The sequence below is a fragment of the Streptococcus sp. DAT741 genome (assembly GCF_009866825.1).
Lineage (GTDB): Bacteria > Bacillota > Bacilli > Lactobacillales > Streptococcaceae > Streptococcus > Streptococcus ruminantium.
The window spans coordinates 1,979,861-2,000,409 of record NZ_CP019557.1 but is presented as its reverse complement, the minus strand read 5'-3'; the positions used below and the strand labels follow the sequence as shown (position 1 = coordinate 2,000,409).

At 42.3% G+C, this 20,549-nt stretch carries 11 protein-coding genes; 9 read left to right on the top strand and 2 right to left on the bottom strand.

The window, feature by feature from the left end; genetic code table 11:
- Positions 1-33 precede the first annotated feature (33 nt).
- Together BZG42_RS09440 and dtd are read left to right on the top strand one after the other, a co-directional pair.
- Positions 34-2,235, top strand: coding sequence for a RelA/SpoT family protein (locus BZG42_RS09440; protein ID WP_155995283.1), 2,202 nt, complete (start codon positions 34-36; stop codon positions 2,233-2,235).
- A gap of 1 nt (position 2,236) precedes the next feature.
- The gene (dtd, locus tag BZG42_RS09435) at positions 2,237-2,680 is read left to right on the top strand and encodes a D-aminoacyl-tRNA deacylase (RefSeq protein ID WP_155974385.1); all 444 of its coding nucleotides are present in this window, start codon (positions 2,237-2,239) and stop codon (positions 2,678-2,680) included.
- A 288-nt stretch (positions 2,681-2,968) separates the two neighbouring features.
- Here the strand turns inward: dtd and BZG42_RS09430 are convergent, their stop codons facing one another.
- Positions 2,969-3,649 (bottom strand): metal-dependent transcriptional regulator, encoded by a 681-nt coding sequence (locus BZG42_RS09430; RefSeq protein WP_120172379.1) that lies wholly within the window; start codon positions 3,647-3,649, stop codon positions 2,969-2,971.
- Between the two features lie 122 nt (positions 3,650-3,771).
- Between BZG42_RS09430 and BZG42_RS09425 the strand changes: the two genes are divergently transcribed.
- The 7 genes from BZG42_RS09425 to BZG42_RS09395 all read left to right on the top strand — a co-directional run bounded on the left by BZG42_RS09425 (position 3,772) and on the right by BZG42_RS09395 (position 15,735).
- Complete coding sequence (locus BZG42_RS09425; RefSeq protein WP_120172378.1) at positions 3,772-4,695, top strand: metal ABC transporter solute-binding protein, Zn/Mn family; 924 nt, start codon at positions 3,772-3,774, stop codon at positions 4,693-4,695.
- 104 nt (positions 4,696-4,799) lie between these two features.
- Positions 4,800-5,570 (top strand): metal ABC transporter ATP-binding protein, encoded by a 771-nt coding sequence (locus BZG42_RS09420; RefSeq protein ID WP_120172377.1) that lies wholly within the window; start codon positions 4,800-4,802, stop codon positions 5,568-5,570.
- A complete protein-coding gene (locus BZG42_RS09415; RefSeq protein WP_120172376.1) occupies positions 5,563-6,423 on the top strand; it encodes a metal ABC transporter permease in 861 nt (286 codons plus the stop codon). The genes BZG42_RS09420 and BZG42_RS09415 overlap by 8 nt, the downstream gene beginning before the upstream one ends.
- A complete protein-coding gene (locus BZG42_RS09410) occupies positions 6,416-7,255 on the top strand; it encodes a metal ABC transporter permease (RefSeq protein ID WP_024532510.1) in 840 nt (279 codons plus the stop codon). The genes BZG42_RS09415 and BZG42_RS09410 overlap by 8 nt, the downstream gene beginning before the upstream one ends.
- Positions 7,256-7,312: 57 nt before the next feature.
- Entirely contained in the window at positions 7,313-9,205 is a 1,893-nt protein-coding gene (locus BZG42_RS09405; protein WP_155995282.1) for a M13 family metallopeptidase, read from the top strand.
- Positions 9,206-9,455: 250 nt separating this feature from the next.
- A complete protein-coding gene (gene leuS / locus BZG42_RS09400) occupies positions 9,456-11,957 on the top strand; it encodes a leucine--tRNA ligase (RefSeq protein ID WP_155995281.1) in 2,502 nt (833 codons plus the stop codon).
- 844 nt (positions 11,958-12,801) lie between these two features.
- Entirely contained in the window at positions 12,802-15,735 is a 2,934-nt protein-coding gene (locus tag BZG42_RS09395; protein WP_155995280.1) for a serum opacification factor, read from the top strand.
- Positions 15,736-15,917: 182 nt separating this feature from the next.
- Here BZG42_RS09395 and BZG42_RS09390 read toward each other — a convergent pair whose 3' ends face one another.
- Positions 15,918-20,372 carry a Cna B-type domain-containing protein gene (locus BZG42_RS09390; protein WP_159780130.1) on the bottom strand — a complete coding sequence of 1,485 codons (4,455 nt, stop codon included), beginning with the start codon at positions 20,370-20,372 and terminating at the stop codon, positions 15,918-15,920.
- Positions 20,373-20,549: the final 177 nt, after the last annotated feature.

Below are 20,549 nucleotides of genomic sequence, written 5' to 3'. Positions count from 1 at the left end.
TAATAGGAAACAGAAAATTAGGAAGAGTACGGAATGAAAGAAATTACCTATACTGGTGAGGAAGTGGTTGCCTTGACAGCAACCTATCTGCCAGCAGAAGATGTTACTTTTGTTAAAAAAGCTTTGGATTTTGCTACAGAAGCTCATAAGAATCAATTTCGTAAATCAGGTGAGCCATACATTGTTCATCCCATTCAAGTGGCCGGAATCTTGGCCGGGCTCAAGCTGGACGCAGTTACTGTAGCCTGTGGTTTTTTACACGATGTTGTTGAAGACACGGATATTACTCTAGGAGAAATGGAGGACGAATTTGGTCCTGAAGTTCGTCATATTGTCGGCGGAGTCACTAAGTTGGGTAAGGTTGAATACAAGTCACACGAAGAGCAACTAGCAGAGAACCACCGCAATATGTTGATTGCCATGTCTCAAGATATGCGGGTTATTTTGGTTAAGTTGGCAGACCGTCTCCACAATATGCGTACGCTCAAGCACTTGCGACCGGATAAACGGGAGCGGATTTCACGTGAAACAATGGAAATATATGCTCCTCTTGCCCACCGTTTGGGGATTTCCTCTATCAAGTGGGAGCTGGAAGATATGGCTTTTCGCTACCTCAATGAAGTCGAATTTTATAAAATTACCCGCATGATGAGGGAGAAGCGCCGAGAACGAGAAGAGCTGGTCAGTGAAGTTGTTGATAAATTGAGAAAGTATACAGAAGAACGCCATCTCCACGGACAAATTTATGGTCGTCCCAAACATATCTATTCCATCTATCGCAAGATGTATGACAAGAAAAAAAGGTTTGACCAGCTCTATGATTTGATTGCCATTCGGTGTATCATGGCTACTCCGAGCGATGTCTATGCTATGCTGGGATATATTCATGAACTTTGGCGGCCGATGCCGGGACGTTTTAAGGATTATATCGCTAACCAAAAAGCCAACGGTTATCAATCGATTCATACAACAGTGTATGGACCAAGAGGACCGATTGAATTTCAGATTCGGACCATGGAAATGCATCAGGTTGCGGAGTATGGAGTTGCGGCTCACTGGGCATACAAACGTGGTGGTAAGGCTGCTGCAACAGAAAAAGAACTCCGTTGGATTAACAATCTAATTGAGCTTCAAGAAGGTGCTGGAGATGCTCAGACTTTTGTCAATTCTGTCAAGGAAGATATTTTTACAGAGCGCATTTACGTTTTTACACCAGATGGGGCGGTACGTGAGTTGCCCAAAGATTCAATCCCAATTGACTTTGCTTACGAGATTCATACAAAAGTCGGTGAAAAGGCAACGGGTGCTAAGGTCAATGGGCGGATGGTGCCCCTAACAACGAAACTCAAGACAGGGGATCAGGTGGAAATCATCACTTCGGCTAACTCTTTTGGTCCGAGCCGTGACTGGGTAAACTTGGTAAAAACGCATAAGGCTCGCAATAAAATCAAGCAGTTTTTCAAAAATCAAGATAAGGAATTGTCCATTTCCAAGGGGCGTGAGATGTTGCAGAATCTCCTATTGGAGAATGGCTATGTTCCAAATCAGTACTTGGATCGTCGGCACATGGACGAGGTGTTGCAGAAGACAGGCTATAAAACAGACGAGTCTCTCTATGCGGCAGTTGGTTTTGGAGAAATTTCAGCCATGGCTGTTCTGAACCGTTTGACAGAGAAAGAGCGTCGAGAGGCTGAGCGTGCCAAGGCTAAGGCTGTCGCAGACGAATTGGTTAACGGTGGTGAGGTCAAGCACGATAACAAAGACAGTCTAAAAATCCGTCATGAGGGCGGTGTGGTGATTGAAGGGGCATCAGGGTTGTTGATTCGGATTGCTAAGTGTTGCAATCCAGTTCCTGGAGATGAGATTGTCGGCTATATCACAAAGGGACGCGGAGTTGCTGTTCATCGGGTGGATTGCATGAATCTCAAGAGCCAGGAGAATTATGATGTTCGCCTGATCGATGTTGGTTGGGAAGATGAAAATTCTACCAAGGAATACATAGCCAATATTGACATTTACGGTCTGAATCGCTCTGGCTTGCTCAACGATGTCCTCAAAGTTCTGACCAATGCTAGCAAGAATATTTCTTCTGTCAATGCGCAGCCAACCAAGGATATGAAGTTTGCGACTATCCATGTCTCTTTCGGTATTTCTAATCTTGCTACCTTAACTAGTTTGGTGGACAAGATCAAGTCAGTACCAGAAGTGTATTCAGTGAAAAGGACCAACGGATAAGATGAAAATTGTACTACAAAGAGTTTCGCAGGCAGCGGTAACGATCGAGGGAATTGTTCACGGGGAAATTGACCAAGGGCTTTTGCTTTTAGTTGGTATCAGTCCTGATGATAATCAAGAGGATATAGACTATGCAGTGAGAAAAATTGTCAATATGCGGATATTTTCTGATGAGGCAGGAAAGATGAACAAGTCTGTTCAGGAGGTGGCTGGGAAGATTTTGTCCATCTCTCAGTTTACTCTCTTTGCGAATACTAAAAAAGGGAATCGTCCTGCCTTTACAGGAGCGGCTACTCCTGATCTGGCTAGTAGCTTTTATGATAAGTTTAACCAAGCTTTGTCGGTTTTTGTTCCCGTAGAAGTGGGGGTTTTTGGGGCAGATATGCAGGTCAGTCTGGTGAATGATGGTCCGGTGACCATCATACTTGACACAAAAAATCGTTAGTTTGGTTTTGAGTTATTTTTGCTGTATCAGCGGGTGAAGACCTGCGATGGTTTTTTATCTACTGTTAAAAATTGCAGAATGTAGCGTTAAAACTCTATTTTTCTGCTAAAAGTTATAGGGTACTTAAGTTATGTTTGCAATTTTTCACAGGAAACGCAAACTGAGAATCTCAAATATATGGTTTATATAGTTGAATAGCAAAAAAACGAATGATGGTAGGAAGTCAGGGAAGCTCACTACTATTCATTCGTTTTTTATTATTCTTACTTAGGATTTAGATAACTTTCTTCAAGGATGATTCTCATTAGCAGGGTGGGAATCGTTTGTTTTTTCTACAAATAACTGCTGGGCAATAGCTATTGGCACAGCCAGTTCTTTGTTCTTGTACTGGATGGTAATGGTTTGAGCGAATTGGTCAAATCCTGCTACGGTTAGTTGATCACCGACCCGTAAATCGTGTGATTCTAGGTATTGGAGAAGCTGGTAGAAATCGTGGATTCGGACCAGTTGGTAATTTCCGGCTTCTACTAGCTGAGACAATCGTTTTTGGTAGCGTTCAATCAGAGGTTGTCCCTCTTGAGGGATGGTGCCACCATGAGGACAGGTTTGTGGTTGCTCCAACAGAAGATCCAATCGATTGATGAAGCGATCCGAAACAGTATGTTCAAGAATCTCTGCTTCTTCGTGTACTTCTTCTGATGAGTAGCCCAGTTGTTTGACTAGAAATACCTCAATCAAGCGGTGTTTGCGATAGAGGTTGGCCACCATTTTAAGGGCAGTCTGGCTAAGGAGGTAGCCTGTCTTCGCATCTTTATATATGAGGTTTTCAGCCAGCATTTTTTTGAGCATTGCCGATACGGCTGGGGCAGAAAAAGCCATCTTTTCAGCGATTAGTTTATTGGTAATCTTCTGGTCTAGCTGACCAAGTTCATAAATACATTTGAGATAGTCTTCTTTATTTGGTGTCATAAGAACTCACTTTCTACAGCTATTATATCAAAAATTTAAAAAATCAGTTGACAAATTGATTTTTTTATCTTAATCTAATTATAAAGTTAGGTATACTTAATAAATACAGAAGGAGAACCTATATGAAGAAAATATTTCTTAGTTTTGCTCTGCTATTGTCCTTGATTGGACTAGGAGCTTGCCGTTCATCACAAACCCAAGAGGGATCTAGTAAGCCACGCGTAGCGGTGACTACTTCCTTCCTTAACGATATGGTTCATCAGTTAGCAGGAGATGAGGTAGAGCGTGATTTGCTGATTCCTGCGGGAGAAGATCCCCACTTGTATGTCGCTAAGTCTAGCGATTTGTCAAAATTGCAAAAGGCAAATTTGGTTCTTTATCATGGCCTACATTTTGAAGGAAAAATGGTAGAAGCACTTGAAAAGTCTGGAGTTGCTGTTTCTAAAAACTTTGATAAGAAAGACTTGAACACGATGGATGAAGATGGTGAGAAAATTGTTGACCCTCACTTCTGGTTCTCAATTCCTCTCTACAAGTCAGCTGTTGCTGTAGCGTCTGAGGAATTGCAGAAACTCGTTCCGAAAAAAGCAGATCTTATCAAGAAGAACACAGAAAAATATCTAGCCCAGTTGGATGATTTGCATAAATGGATCGAAAAAGAATTGAGTGTGATTCCAGCAGACCGTCGTTACTTGGTTACTCCACATGATGCCTTTAACTACTTTGCTTCTAGCTATGGCTTTACCCTCTTTGCACCTCAAGGTGTTAGCACAGATTCAGAGGTCGCTAACAGCGATATGATTGAAACGGTTAACCTTATCATCAAACATAAGATTAAGGCTATCTTTACAGAATCTACAACGAATCCAGAGCGTATGAAAAAACTGCAAGAAGCTGTAAAGGCTAAGGGTGGTCAAGTTGAAGTTGTATCAGGTGAAGGCAAGGAATTGTTCTCTGATTCGTTGGCGCCAGAAGGAGAAGCTGGGGATACGTTTATTGATATGTATAAACACAACATTAAATTGATTGTTGAACACTTGAAATAATCAAGTGCGTTGAATGACCTGTTTTGGATACTTTTGAAACAGAATTTATAGAATAAAGGACTCGGTCTTGGTCGAGTTCTGTCCCTTTTTAGACAGGAGGAAATATGTTCCCGATAATAGAATTAGAAGATGTCAGTTTGGCCTATGCAGCCAGTCAGACCTTAGCCTTGGAAAAGGTAGATTTAGCTATCCCGAAAGGTAGTCGTACAGCTATCGTAGGCCCAAATGGTGCGGGAAAGTCCAGTCTATTTAAGGTCATCTTGGGCTTGCAAAAACCAGATTCTGGCAGGGTTAGTCTGTTCGGTCAGCAGACGGAGCTACCGAGCTTGATTGCCCAAAAAGTAGCCTATATTCCTCAGTCTAGTCAGGTTAACTGGCAGTTTCCTGCTACTGTTTTTGAGATTGTTCTCATGGGGCGCTTTGCTCACAGTAAGGGGATATTGCGAAGACCGAGCAAGGAAGATAGGTTGATTGTTGAACAGGCTTTGGAGCGTATGAAAATTACGGATTTGCGCCATCGCCAGATTGATCAGCTTTCAGGCGGCCAGCGACAGCGGGTCTTTTTAGCGCGTGCCTTGGCACAGGAAGCTGAGTTGTATCTTATGGATGAACCTTTAGCAGGGATTGATCAGGCGACAGAGATGATGATTATGGATATTTTGAAGGAATTCCAACAAGAAGGTAAGACCTCTGTAGTCATCCACCACGATTTGACAACCCTAGAATCTTACTTTGATCATCTGGTCTGGCTCCACAAGCAAGTGGTGGCTTCTGGTCCGATAGAACAAGCTCTAACGGTGGAGAATTATCAGGCTACCTATGGTATAGGGACAGGAATTTTTCTGAGAAATACCAAAGGAGGCAGTCATGTTTGAAGTTTTCAAAGAATATTCCTTTTGGACAGTTGCTTTGGGGACGATTAGTTTGGCTCTGGCTGCCAGCATGATAGGTAGTGTAACGGTTTTAACCAGACAGAGCTTGCTGGGAGATGCTTTGGGGCATGCTTCTTATCCTGGTGTAATCTTTTCCTTTATGGTGTTTCAATCACGCCAACCCCTCCACTTACTTTTAGGGGCTGTTCTATCAGGTTATTTATCCTATGGTCTCGTTCATTGGCTCTGTAGAAAAGGTGGGCATAGTCTTGTTAATGCCTTATCGCTGGTATCTGCTTCCTTTTTTGGCCTTGGAATGGTTTTGAAAAATGCTATCCAGGGGAATGAGGCTTTTGCAGGAGCATCTCAGGCAGGTTTGCAGACCTACTTGTTTGGACAAGCTGCCTTTATACAGCTAGATGATGTTGTGTTGATTGGCTGCATTTCTTTGGTCTCTTTAGGGTTGTTCTTTTTCTTTTATCAGGACTATAAGCTCTATCTTTTTGATCCGACCTTTGCCAAGGTTATTGGTGTACGGGTAAAATGGTTACAAAGGCTGACCATGTTTTTAATGATTTGCTTGATTGCAGTGGGACTCAAGTTGGTAGGGGCAGTTTTGATGAGTAGTTTTTTGATTGCACCGGCTGTATTTGGTCTGATATTAGGAAAATCTTATCATCGTAGTCTATTACTAGCAAGTTTAGTCGCTGTTAGTTCAGCCTTTTTCGGAACATGGCTCAGTTCGGCTATATCAGGTCTATCAACAGGACCGACGATTATTGTTTGTCTGACAAGCTTGACCCTGCTAGCTTTTACCTATGTCACCTATGTAAGAAAGGAGAATGGTCGTGTTTGAAGTCTTACTCATTTTGATTGTGATTGCTAGCTCCTGTGGTCTACTCGGCTCTATCTTGGTAGTAAAAAATCAGTCCATGTTAGCTGATGCCTTGTCTCACTCGGTTTTACTGGGAATTGTTTTGGGCTTTTTTATTAGCCATAGCTTGGATTCTCCCCTCTTGGTAGTGGGTGCTAGTCTATTTGGCTTGTTATCTGTTCTTGCGATTGACCGTTTACATAGTCGGAAGGTGGCTCATGATGCAGCAACGGGCTTGGTTTTCTCTTTTTTCTTTGCAGTAGCAGTCATGCTCATTTCTCTTTTTGCTCGTAATGTTCATTTGGATGTGGATATGGTTTTGCAGGGAGAAGTCCTCTTTGCTCCTTTGCATAGAATGGATATTTTCACTTGGTCTTTGCCGGTCAGTCTGGTCAAGTCTACCTTTGCTTGGTTGGTGATTTTAGGTTTTTTCAGTTGGGGTTATTATCGTCTGCGGATTTATCTATTTGATAGTAATCATGCACGGTTGTCTGGTTTGCAGACGTCTCTTTTAGAAGTTGCGATTCTTATCCTAGTTTCTTTAACGACTGTTCTGGCCTTTGAAGCAATCGGATCTATAACTGTCATTGTTTTTCTGGTGGCTCCTAGTATGGCAGCTCTCCATTGGGCTAAATCCTTTTGGCAATTACTCGTTTGGGGACAATTGATTGCAGTCCTTACGGTTATTCTTGGGTTTCTATTAGCAAACCAGTTGGATCTAACAATGTCAGGAACCTGTGCGACAGTGAGTCTCTTTGTGGTCTGTCTCAGTGTTTTTGTAAAAAATACTTGGAAAAGGTCGTTTGGTAAGTGAAATTGTCAGAATTTTTTGTTATTATAGTTGTATTAAGAAGAAGTAAAGGAGCGAACTATGACACGATTACAAGATGATTTTTATGAATATGTCAATGGTGAATGGGCTAAGACAGCGGTCATTCCAGATGATAAGCCTAGAACAGGTGGTTTTTCAGATTTGGCTGATGACATTGAACAGCTTATGATTGACACGACCAGCGATTGGTTGTCAGGAAAAAATGTTCCAGAAGATAGCGTCTTGCAAAACTTTGTGGCTTTCCACAAGCAAGTAGCAGATTATGAAACCCGCGACCGTCTGGGTGCAGAGCCAGTTCAGGCCTTGATTGCTGAGTACAAGTCCTTGAGTTCCTTTGAAGAATTTACCAGCAAGTTGGCAGAATACGAGTTGGCAGGGAAACCAAACCTCATGCCGTTTGGTGTAGCACCGGACTTTATGAATGCTCAGACTAATGTTCTTTGGGCAGATTCGATAGGGATTATTTTACCGGATACGACCTACTATGAAGAAGGTCATGAGAAGGGGGCGGAATTGCTCAAAACTTGGAGAGAGTGTCAGGAAGCCCTCTTGCCAAAGTTTGGTTTTACAGATGAGGAAATCAAGGACCTCTTGGATAAACGTTTGGAGTTAGATGCAAAAGTGGCTCAGTATGTCTTGTCTAGTGAAGAAGGCTCTGAGTACGCTAAACTCTATCATCCTTATGAGTGGGCAGAATTTACAGCTTTAGTGCCAGAATTGCCGCTGGATGCCTACTTTACAGATATTTTAGGTCAGACGCCTGATAAGATTATTGTTCCGGAGGAGCGTTTCTGGCAAGCAGCTAAGGAGATTTATAGTCAGGATAATTGGGACTTGCTGAAAGCGACATTGATTTTGGGAGCAGTAGCTATGTATGCTGTTTTCCTTTCTGATGAAATCCGAGTTCTTTCAGGTGCTTATGGTCGTGCTTTATCGGGAACACCAGAAGCTCAGAATAAAGAAAAAGCAGCTTATAACCTTGCTCAAGGCTACTTTAGCCAAGCTCTTGGTCTCTGGTATGCAGGAGAAAAATTCTCTCCAGAAGCTAAGGCTGATGTGGAAAACAAGGTTGCTAAGATGATTGAAGTTTACAAGTCACGTTTGGAGACCGCAGACTGGTTGGCCAAAGAAACTCGTGACAAGGCTATTACAAAACTTAATGTCATCAAGCCTTATATCGGTTATCCAGAAGCCTTGCCAGAACGTTATTACAAGAAGATTATCGATTCAAGCAAGTCCTTGGTGGAAAATGTTGCTGAGCTGATAAAAATTGACATTGCCCATGGTTGGAGCAAGTGGAACAAGCCTGTAGATATGAAAGAATGGGGCATGCCAGCTCACATGGTCAATGCCTACTATAATCCACAGAAGAACTTAATTGTTTTTCCTGCTGCTATCTTGCAAGCACCTTTCTATTCATTGGAACAGTCTTCGTCTGCAAACTATGGCGGTATCGGAGCGGTGATTGCTCATGAAATCTCTCATGCCTTTGACTCAAATGGTGCGTCTTTTGACGAGCATGGAAGTCTCAATAACTGGTGGACAGAGGCTGATTATGCCGCTTTTGAAGCACGTACCCAGCAGGTCATTGACCAATTTGAAGGTCAGGAGTCCTATGGTGCTAAGATCAATGGTAAGTTAACTGTGTCAGAAAATATCGCTGACTTGGGTGGTATTGCGGCAGCACTTGAGGCAGCCAAGTCAGAAGTAGACTTTTCGGCTGAAGAATTTTTCACCAACTTTGCTCGTATCTGGCGTATGAAGGCTCGCCCTGAATATATGCAAATGCTGGCAAGCGTTGATGTCCATGCACCAGCTCATCTCCGTACCAATGTACAGTTGCCAAATTTCGATGAGTTCCATGAAACCTTCGGCATTCAGGAAGGTGATGGTATGTGGCGCTCAAAAGAGGATCGTGTGATTATTTGGTAATTGCAGAGAGATCTCTATCTATTTGATTTTAAAGAATAAAAGAGCAGTAAATCGGAAGGTTTACTGTTTTTTAATTTATTTAGATGAAATAAATTGAACTTGGTATTTAGAAGTTGATTTTTTACAAATGGTATCATATTTTTGTTTGCTGACTAGAAAATAGGAAGTCGCAAAGTTCAGTCTCTACCTTTTTTCTTTCCTTTTTTCATGGTATAATAGTAAGGATAATTTATTGACATGGAGAAAATATATGAGCTTCTACAATCATAAGGAAATCGAACCAAAGTGGCAGGAATTTTGGGCGAAAAATCATACCTTTAAGACGGGGACAGATAGTGACAAGCCAAACTTTTATGCGCTAGATATGTTCCCTTATCCATCTGGTGCGGGCCTGCACGTTGGACATCCAGAAGGATATACTGCAACGGATATTCTCAGTCGTTATAAGCGGGCACAAGGTTACAATGTGCTTCATCCAATGGGATGGGATGCTTTTGGTCTACCTGCAGAGCAGTATGCAATGGATACAGGGAATGACCCAGCTGACTTTACGGCAGAAAATATCGCCAACTTTAAGCGTCAAATTAACGCCCTTGGTTTTTCTTACGACTGGGATCGCGAAGTCAGCACGACAGACCCTGGCTACTACAAGTGGACTCAATGGATTTTCACTAAGTTGTATGAAAAAGGTCTAGCCTATGAGGCAGAAGTGCCTGTCAACTGGGTAGAGGAATTGGGAACAGCTATTGCTAACGAAGAAGTACTTCCTGATGGAACATCTGAACGTGGGGGCTATCCAGTTGTCCGCAAACCAATGCGCCAGTGGATGTTGAAGATTACCGCCTATGCAGAGCGGTTACTTACTGATCTGGAAGAAGTGGATTGGCCGGAGTCTATCAAGGATATGCAGCGCAATTGGATTGGTAAATCAACTGGTGCCAATGTGACCTTCAAAATCAAGGATACAGATAAGGATTTCACAGTCTTTACTACCCGCCCTGATACACTTTTCGGTGCTACTTATGCTGTTTTAGCCCCTGAACATGATTTGGTAGATAGCATTACTTCGGCAGAACAAGTTGAGGCAGTAGCCGAATACAAACGTCAAGCATCGCTCAAGTCAGACCTTGCTCGTACAGATCTTGCTAAGGAAAAAACAGGTGTTTGGACAGGTAGCTATGCTATCAACCCTGTCAATGGCAGAGAAATTCCAATCTGGATTGCCGACTATGTTTTGTCCAGCTACGGTACAGGTGCTATCATGGCAGTTCCTGCTCATGATGAACGCGACTGGGAATTTGCTAAGCAATTCGGTCTGGACATTCTTCCTGTTCTTGAGGGGGGAAATGTTGAGGAGTCTGCTTTTACAGAAGATGGACCTCATATCAACTCGGATTTCTTGGATGGACTCAATAAGGCAGATGCTATTGCTAAAATAGTGGCTTGGCTGGAGGAAAACGGTGTTGGTCAAGAGAAAATTTCCTATCGTCTGCGTGACTGGCTCTTCAGTCGCCAACGTTACTGGGGAGAGCCAATTCCGATCATTCATTGGGAAGACGGTACTTCAACAGCTGTACCTGAAAATGAATTGCCACTAGTCTTGCCTAAGACTTCTGACATCAAACCGTCTGGTACTGGGGAAAGCCCACTGGCTAATTTGACTGACTGGTTGACGGTTACCCGTGAGGATGGTGTTAAGGGGCGTCGTGAGACCAATACTATGCCACAGTGGGCGGGATCTAGCTGGTACTACCTTCGCTATATTGACCCACACAACGATGAGAAATTGGCAGATGAAGATTTGCTCAAGGCATGGTTGCCAGTTGACATCTACATTGGTGGTGCGGAGCATGCTGTTCTTCACTTACTCTATGCTCGTTTCTGGCACAAGTTTCTCTATGATCTTGGCGTTGTGCCAACCAAGGAGCCGTTCCAAAAACTCTTTAATCAAGGAATGATTTTGGGGACAAGTTACCGCGATGGTCGTGGAGCGCTTGTGGCAACAGACAAAGTTGAAAAGCGTGATGGTTCGTTCTTCAATATCGAAACAGGCGAGGAGTTGGAGCAGGCTCCAGCCAAGATGTCCAAGTCATTGAAAAACGTGGTAAATCCAGATGATGTGGTGGATCAATTCGGTGCGGATACTCTTCGTGTTTATGAAATGTTCATGGGACCGCTTGATGCTTCTATCGCTTGGAGCGAAGAAGGTTTGGAAGGCAGTCGTAAGTTTCTTGACCGCGTTTACCGCCTCTTAACGACCAAAGAGATCGTAGCGGAAAATAGCGGAGCTTTGGATAAGGTTTATCATGAAACTGTGAAAACGGTGACAGAGCACATCGAAGAACTAAAATTCAATACTGCTATCGCGCAACTGATGATTTTTGTCAATGCGGCCAACAAGGAGGGCAACCTCTATGTTGACTACGCCAAAGGCTTTGTGCAGTTGATTGCACCATTTGCACCACATTTGGCAGAGGAACTCTGGCAAGGTTTGACCAATACAGGCCAATCCATTAGCTATGTTGCATGGCCAAGCTACGATGAAAGCAAATTGGTGGAAAGTGAAGTCGAAATCGTTGTCCAAATAAAAGGTAAAGTGAAAGCCCGCTTGACCGTTACAAAGGATTTATCAGCAGATGAGTTAGAAAAGATTGCCCTTTCTGATGCGAAAGTCCAAGCAGAAATTGCAGGCTTGACCGTTGTAAAGGTGATTACGGTTCCGAATAAACTTGTTAATATTGTAGTGAAGTAAGGAAGAGTGAGAAAGAATTTGACAAGTAGAAAAGAATTCGTCGATAAGTTTTTATTTTGGGGGTGACTATCCGGATTGGGTCGTCTATCCACACAGCTTCTATGTAGGAGTTGGACGAACTAAATATACAAGTTCAGTCTAAACTAAAAAAGTGAACGTATTGGGATTTGGTTTGATTACCGTTCCAATTTGTTCGCTTTTTTCATTTATTTAATGTCAGTACCCTATAGTCGAATAGAAACAGTTGCCTTAGATTCTTTCAGTCCAAGGTGAATAAGGTTCTATCGCATTCTTATTTGAGAGTCTTTTCTTGTTTGGCAGGTTTCCTGGTCGTCTGTAGATAAAAAACAGATAAAGGTTACAAAAAAAATACACCAAACTGTGATTTATTTAAGTACAATTTATAGATGGGATAGTAAAGACTATTCTACCTACAGTTAGTTACAAATGCAATATCGTAGATTGTATATCAACATTGTAATTTAGTAGGAGTTGAGACGGTAAATCTGGTTTCAATGATTCGTCCGATGATCAATAATCTCGGATTAGTGTGACTACTAAATTTATATGGAGATGTATTTTTCGAGATAATCGCTCTTGTATTTACTTATTGAGGCGCTCTAGGTCTGTCAAATCATCTGTGTTCCACAACAATGTCATAGGGTCGGTGGCAAGCTTGTAATCATGGTGAGTATTGCATTGTACTATTAAGGTTGAGCGTTGCCATGAGTGATTTACTTGGCTACTTTTGTTGTCTTTGTCACTGATAGAGTAGTGAAATGAGCCTTTTAGTGTTTATTTTATATACTACAACGAAACATTAAAAAGAAAGTATTGGTAAAAAATGATTAAGGTTAATATTAAGCATAGACTCAGGAAATTGTCTATCGGACTTGTTTCCGTTGGAACTATGTTTATGGCGACAACTGTTTCGGGGGCAGAAATTACTTCTACTTCCGATTCCGCTCCTTCTGCTGAAAGTAGAGAGTCTGCGACTGCATCTACTGGAGGGACTGAGCAAGCTGAAAATGGGGGAGCCGCGGGAACATCAGTAACCTCAGCGACTGCAGATGGTGGCCAAGAGCAAGCAGGAGAAGCTGCACCCGCTTCTACACCCGCTCCAGCAGCTTTGACTAGTATGAGCCCAAGTGCGACTCCAGCCGCTCCAGTAGTAGAAGAGCCTAAGACCATTGAAGTTGAAAAACTGAAAGTTGAGAAGGAAAAGTCAACTCTTAAAGTTGTAGATGGGAAGGACGGAGATAACAAGCTCATCAAGAACCGTGATGGCAAGGAACGAGAGATTTTTGATGTGTCTCGTGACGTGAAGGTAAACGACGATGACACCATCGACGTTACCCTGACTGTTGAGCCGAAACAGATCGATGAAGGTGCCGAGGTCATGGTCCTTCTAGATGTTTCTAACAAGATGACAGACGAAAGCTTTAAAACGGCCAAAGAGAATATTAAAAAATTAGTCAATACTCTAACGAGCAAAGCTTCTGATGGAAAAAGTCCCAATGCTCGCAATACTGTTCGTTTGATTACATTTTACAATAAGGTTAATGAACCCGTCTATTTAACTCCTGAAACAGTAAATACTGAAATTGATAAAGCTAGGGTTTTTGCCAAAGAAGATCGTAATTGGGGCGTAGATCTTCAAGGGGCTATTCATCGTGCCCGTCAAGCATTTAACTCAACTGGTGAGAAAAAATCAGGTAAACGCCAACACATCGTTTTATTCTCTCAGGGAGAATCTACCTTCAGTTATGATATTAAAAAAGACAAAGAAAAGTTATCGAAAATACAGGTTGATGGACCTGTAACCTATAGCAATCCTCTGCTACCATGGCCGTTTTACTTTGATACAACGACTAAAACCCATAATTTCGTGAAGGACGCTGAAAAGTTTACTCAATTTTTAGATAAGGTAGGAATTAGTCAATTCAAAAATGCTGTCAAGGGGATGGCTTCTACAGGAAATAGTCTTTTCTCTTTGGGAAACAGTTTGCTTGGGATTAAAAATCCGCTGGATTATATTACACTAGCGGATTTAGATACAAAGGAATTGAAAGAAAGTGAGTTCGACTATTCAAACCGCTTAGGAGAGGGCTATAACTTCCGTAGCTACTACAATCGGGTGACGGATACGGTCGGTCTTAAGAGTACTATTGAGTCAGAAGTTAAGAAAAATTTAGAAAAATTGGAACCGAAAGAGGCTTCTTCATGGCTTAGCACTCTAGGATTGAAAACTGCTTCTGATTCTGTTAGAGATTGGTTTATTGGAAAAGCATTGGATCACCTATTCTACAGACGTCAATACCAATTCTACAATCATAATCTATCTGCTCAAGCAGAAGCAAAAATAGCTCGAGATGAAGGTATCCTATTCTACAGCTTTGATGTCACTAAGCCTGACACTGCAAAAACTTATGATAAATTTGATGAATATCTCAAGAAGATGTCAGAAGGTAGCAAGTTCCTAGAAGAGAAAGACTTGACCACTCCAGATAAGTTTAAGGACATCTTAAAAGAAGTAACCATTACCGATACTTTCGGAGAGAATGTTTCGGTAGTAGATGGTAGCTTTGATAAAACTCGTTTCAAAACTGGTGTTAAACACACTCCTGCTAAATCTAGTAGAACAGGTGGGGGGCTATTGGGATGGGGCTTTAACCTCTTCTCTTCCATTATTAGCACTCCTAACACCAAAGAATCCCTGACATGGACCATCAATAAGGATGAGCTTGCCAAGGCATTTGAGGAAAGAAAACCAGTAACCTTTACTTATAAATTGAAGGTGAATAAGGATAAGTTCTCTAAATCAACAGGTGTAGCAACAAATAAAGAAGCCACTTATCAAACAATCATTTCTAATACTACATCTTACAAGATTAATGATAAAGAAGTTAAAGATAAGAAATTAGAAGAGGTTAAGGTAAGGTACACCAAAGAAACGATCCCTGTGCCAAAAGTTGAAAAAGAGAATGTGGGACCACAAACACCTCAGGAACAACCAATGCAACCGCTATCTCCAGAAGTTCCAGCAGTACCAGCACCGGAAGTTCCTAAGACAGAAACCGAACCTATAGTGCCGCACTTACCTGAAAAACCTCAGGAAGAGCCACAGCAGCCACAACCAGAGGCTCCAGTAGTCCCAGCACCAGAAGTTCCTAAGACAGAAACCGAACCTCGTAATCCGCAGCGACCTGAAAGACCTCAGGAAGGTATCCAGCCGCGCCGCCCAGAAGTTCCATCTGATCCAAGACCAGAAGTTCCTAAGACAGAAACTGAACCTCGTAATCCGCAGCGACCTGAAAGACCTCAGGAAGGTATCCAGCCACGCCGCCCAGAAGTTCCATCTGATCCAAGACCAGAAGTTCCTAAGACAGAAACCGAATCTCATAATCCGCAGCGACCTGAAAAGCCTCAGGAAGATTCCCAGCCACGTCGTCCAGAGGTTCCAGTAGTTCCAACACCGGAAGCTCCTAAGACAGAAAGCGAATCTCGTAATCCGCAGCTATCAGAAACACTTCAGGAGGATTCACAACGGTCATTGCATTCAGAAGTTCCATCTGTGTCATCTCCGGAAACTCCAAAAGATGGTACAATTAAACAAGATGCCTCTCTGCTCCCTATCTCCAAAGCGAAAGCAGTTCGTCAATTACCTCAAACTGGAGATAAAGATAGACCTGATGTTACCTACACTGTGGCAGCCTTAACTGTACTTGGAGCAATAGGACTTCTTAAGAAAAAAAGACGTGATGATCAAATTGACTAACCTTTAGATGTTATAAGACGACATAAATCATACAGAATATGAAATTTGTCCTGTTTTGTAACACCTCTAGTGATATTTTATGCAAATACCACAAAAGCCCATTAGAGTAAATCTAAGGGCTTTTGTCTATCTCAAGAGAGTATTATTCTCTCAAGTTGTTCTGTTTATGAAAGTTGTCATGCCTATTTCCTCTTTCGGTAAATCGCTCGAGCACTGATAGTCGCGGCAAGTGCTAGTCCGACAAACGTCAGTCCTAGTCCGCTGAGACTTCCTGTTGATGGCAGTGGAGTCGATTTTTTCTTCTTAGGAGGAGTGGTTGGCTTGTAGGTGTTGGTAATGGTGACATTTCCATTTTCAACTTTTCCTACAGATGCTGTGTATCCATCAACCACTGAAACCTCTTTGACCGTATAGACAATATCTTTCTGGTTTGCTTTCTTGTCAAGTCCTGTCCAAGTATGCGTCCACTTGTTATCAGCAGTCAGGGTTACAGGTTCGCCCAACTTTTCACCGTTGGCATAGAGTTGAACTTGGATAGATCCAGGACGTTTACCGTCTTGATTATTGTTATCCTTCCAGACCTTGGTAACAGTGAGACTCGTCTGACCTGGTGTGTAACTGTTGGTAATGTTGTGCCCATCAATGGTTGTTGTATAGTTATCAACGGCATTCTCAGTTACAGTGTAGACGATTTCCTTCCCGTTAGCGTACTTCGGTAGGTTAGTAAAGGTATAGGTCCAATTCGTATCGGCAGAGACTTTCTGACTTTGAACGACTTCACCGTTAGCCAAGAGGTTTACGGTGATAGATTTTGGACGCTTACCGTCTTGGTCATTATTGTCATTCCAGGTCTTAGTCCCTGCAACTTCCGTTGTTTCTGGAGTATGGGTGTTAGTGATGTTGGTTCCTTCTACAGATGAGGTATACCCGTTTGGTGTGTTCGCCTCTTCCACAGTGTAGGTAATTTTCTTGCCATTTTTGTATTCAGGTAAGTCTGTGAATGTGTAGTTCCAATCACCGTTGGTATCTGGTTTGATGGTTGTTGTAGAAACTACCTGACCATCTGCCAGAAGGTTGACGATAATAGAAGTTGGGCGTAGACCATCTTGGTTGTCCTTATCTTTCCACACCTTGTTTACCTTGACAGAGGTTGTACTTGGTGTGTAACTGTTTGTGATATTGTAGCCATCCACCTTCATCTCATACCCGTCTACTTTTTCTTCTGAAACAGTGTAGACGATTTCTTTTCCGTTAGCGTACTTCGGTAGGTCGGTGAAGGTATACTTCCAGTCGTTTTCAGCAGTGACTTGTTGGCTCTTGATGACCTTACCATCAGCCAAGAGGTTTACGGTAATAGATTTCGGACGTTTACCGTCTTGGTCGTTGTTGTCGTTCCAAGTCTTAGTACCTGCAACTTCCGTTGTTTCTGGAGTGTGGGTATTGGTGATATTGGTTCCTTCTACCTTCATCTCATACCCGTCTACCTTTTCTTCTGAAACAGTGTAGACGATTTCTTTTCCGTTAGCGTATTTCGGTAGGTTAGTAAAGGTATAGGTCCAATTCGTATCGGCAGTGACTTTCTGACTTTGAACGACCTCACCGTTAGCCAAGAGGTTTACGGTGATAGATTTCGGACGTTTACCGTCTTGGTCGTTGTTATCGTTCCAGGTCTTAGTCCCTGCAATTTGCGTTGTTTCTGGAGTATGGGTATTGGTGATGGTAAAGTTATTGGTTGATGTTTGAGTTACTTTTGAAGTATAGCCATCAATAGCAGTGACTTCTTTGACGGTGTAGACGATGTCCTTTTTGTTTGCTTTCTTGGCAAGTCCTGTCCAGGTTGCTTTCCAGTTGTTCTCTTCAGAAAGGGTTTGAACCTGTCCAGTGGGAACACCGTCTGCGTAGAGTTCTAGTTTGATTTCCCTGCGCAGTCCGTCTTGGTTGTTGTTGTCTTCCCAAACTTTTGTGGCAGTGACACTTGTTTCTCCCGGTGTGTAGCTGTTAGTGATATTGTAGCCATCATAGGTTGTAGTGTAATCTGCGACTGCTTTTTCACTAATCGTGTAGGTAATGACAGCTCCATTTTTCTTAGCAGGTAGGTTTGAGAACTTGTAAGCCCAGTTGTCGTCTGCGGTGACGATTTTGCTTGCGACCGGTTGACCGTCTGCCAAGAGGTTTACGGTGACAGATTTTGGACGTTTACCATCTTGGTCGTTGTTATCGTTCCAAGTCTTGGTACCTGCAACTTCCGTTGTTTCTGGAGTATGGGTGTTGGTGATGGTAGTTCCTTCTACAGATGAGGTATACCCGTTTGGTGTGTTCGCCTCTTCCACAGTGTAGGTAATTTTCTTGCCATTTTTGTATTCAGGCAAGTCTGTGAAGGTGTGGCTCCAATCGCCATCAGCATTTGGTGTGATCGTTTCCGTCTTAACAACTTCACCGTCCGCCAAGAGGTTGACGGTAATGGAAGTTGGGCGCAGACCATCTTGGTTGTCCTTATCTTTCCAGACCTTGTTTACCTTGATAGAGGTTGTACTTGGTTTATAGGTGTTGGTAATGGTGACATTTCCATTTTCAACAGTTCCTACAGTAGTGGTGTATCCCTCTACTTTTGAGACTTCTTTGACGGTGTAGACGATGTCTTTTTTGTTTGCCTTCTTAGCAAGTCCTGTCCAAGTGTGTGTCCATTTGTTGGCTGCTGTTAGTGTCACGACCTCGCCAGATTTCTGGTCGTTAGCATAGAGTTGAACTTGGATAGCTTCAGGCCGTTTACCGTCTTGATTGTCCTTGTCATCCCAAGCCTTGGTTACTGTGAGGCTAGTTTGACCAGGTGTGTAACTATTGGTGATATTGTACTTATCGTAGGTTGTGGTGTAGCCTTCAACAGCGTTTTCTGTCACGGTATAGACGATTTCTTTTCCGTTAGCGTACTTCGGTAGGTCAGTGAAGGTATACTTCCAGTCGTTTTCGGCAGTGACTTGTTGGCTCTTGATGACTTTGCCATCAGCCAAGAGGTTTACGGTGATAGACTGTGGACGTTTACCGTCTTGGTCGTTGTTATCGTTCCAGGTCTTAGTTACTGGTACAGATACTTTTTCAATGTTGGTATTTGTCACAGTAAAGCCAGAAGCCATGTCGCCTGTCACTTCAGATTGGTAGTTTTCGATCGCATCTTCTTTGATGGTGTACTTGATCTCTTTACCATCTGCATGAAACTTGCGTAGGTCATTAAATGTTGCTTTCCAACTGTTTGAAGCGTTGAGAGTAGCTGTTTTTCCGGTGTCTGCATCATCTGCGTAGAGACGGACTGTAGCGGAATCTTTTGCAGGGCCAACCCATTTTTTGTCAACGCTTACTGATGTTTTAATTGGCTTGTTTGTGATGGTTTGGATGATCGCTTTTCCATCAGCGACAGAGACGGTTGTTTCTTCTGGATTTAGTTCAAATCCATTCGGTGCTGTCAGTTCTTTGATTTTGTACTGACCTGCGACTAATTTTTCTGTCACAGCTTCGCCTTGAGCATTTGTAGTGACTTCGTATTCTTTGCCATTCGCAACATTGGTGATTTTAAACTTGGCATTGGCAAGTTTTGTCTCTTGATTTTCAGCATCAACTTTGATGATTTTAATCTTGTTGGTCAAGTCACCAGAACCTGTACCACCAGATGAGGAATTGATATAGGAAGCAGAGTGTTCAGCAAGCACCTTGTCTTTAGAAGTGAGCTTAACATTGTTTTTTATAACGGTATCCGGTGTATAAGATGTTTGATAAGTAAAATAGTACTGTTGGTTACTTATATTTCCTAAATTTACTGTGACAGTCCGATCATCATTTGAAAAGGAAATCTTATCACTACTAATGGTTTCAAGGACTTTTATTGGGTTACCTACTGAGTCAAACTCTACCCTTTGTAATCTGAAAGTCTCTTTGATAAATTTCTCTGGAGAATTAAGTGCTAATGTATCAGAAAAAACAGTGTCATCTGGGAAGCTTCCCTTTTCATGATTGATACGACCTTCCCATTGTACACGATTTCCACCGATCTCTTTTGACCATTTATTCAACTTTTCATTTTTAAGATCTGTTGGGCCATTTGGTCTAACCTTAATGGTGTGGACTTTTCCACTTACAGTTATAGAAAATGTGTTTTCTTCATTCCGGCGAACTTTTGAGTTAACAAAATTGGCTGCTAGTTGCATTGAGCCTTTGACATTATATTTGTTCTGTACATAATCGGTAAAAGTCGCTCTTACTTTTCCACCACCATCAGGATTTGGTGTTACATGGGCGTTGGCAACGACACTTCCATCAGGTGCATGTAGCGGAAAATCAACTGCCGCAGAATTGGTCGGAAACCTCATTGCGTCAGGCAGTGTGACCTCGAAATAATCTCCTTTGCGTAATTCTGCGCCATGTCCACTGGCATCCCAGTCCAGCGCTAGATAGAACCTACCATTGTAAAAAACATTATCTGTTTCTTCGCCATTAGGTGTTCTAAGCACCTTGAGTGATGTTATAGTAGTCTCTACTTCTTTTGGAGCTTCCTCCGCCAAGGCAGTACTGGCAGGGGCAAAGACCTGAAACAGCAAGCAGAATAACATTACTATCGTCTTAAATCGACTTTTTAATCCTGTTTTCATCTTTAAATTTTCCTCTTTTCTTTGACGTTTATCTATCTCCAATTTGAGAATCAGCCCGAATACGAATCATGACCACCTCTTCCTTATTTTATTCAGGAAAAATGCTTTTTTTTAGCATTTACGATAAAATTTTACCACTTAAACTACAGGAAGTTAAGAACAATCGGTTGACACTGT

Coding starts and splice junctions, on each gene's coding strand:
- BZG42_RS09440 (WP_155995283.1), top strand. CDS start 34: ATGAAAGAAATTACCTATACTGGTGAGGAAGTGGTTGCCTTGACAGCA.
- dtd (WP_155974385.1), top strand. CDS start 2,237: ATGAAAATTGTACTACAAAGAGTTTCGCAGGCAGCGGTAACGATCGAG.
- BZG42_RS09430 (WP_120172379.1), bottom strand. CDS start 3,649: ATGACACCAAATAAAGAAGACTATCTCAAATGTATTTATGAACTTGGT.
- BZG42_RS09425 (WP_120172378.1), top strand. CDS start 3,772: ATGAAGAAAATATTTCTTAGTTTTGCTCTGCTATTGTCCTTGATTGGA.
- BZG42_RS09420 (WP_120172377.1), top strand. CDS start 4,800: ATGTTCCCGATAATAGAATTAGAAGATGTCAGTTTGGCCTATGCAGCC.
- BZG42_RS09415 (WP_120172376.1), top strand. CDS start 5,563: ATGTTTGAAGTTTTCAAAGAATATTCCTTTTGGACAGTTGCTTTGGGG.
- BZG42_RS09405 (WP_155995282.1), top strand. CDS start 7,313: ATGACACGATTACAAGATGATTTTTATGAATATGTCAATGGTGAATGG.
- leuS (WP_155995281.1), top strand. CDS start 9,456: ATGAGCTTCTACAATCATAAGGAAATCGAACCAAAGTGGCAGGAATTT.
- BZG42_RS09395 (WP_155995280.1), top strand. CDS start 12,802: ATGATTAAGGTTAATATTAAGCATAGACTCAGGAAATTGTCTATCGGA.
- BZG42_RS09390 (WP_159780130.1), bottom strand. CDS start 20,372: ATGAAAACAGGATTAAAAAGTCGATTTAAGACGATAGTAATGTTATTC.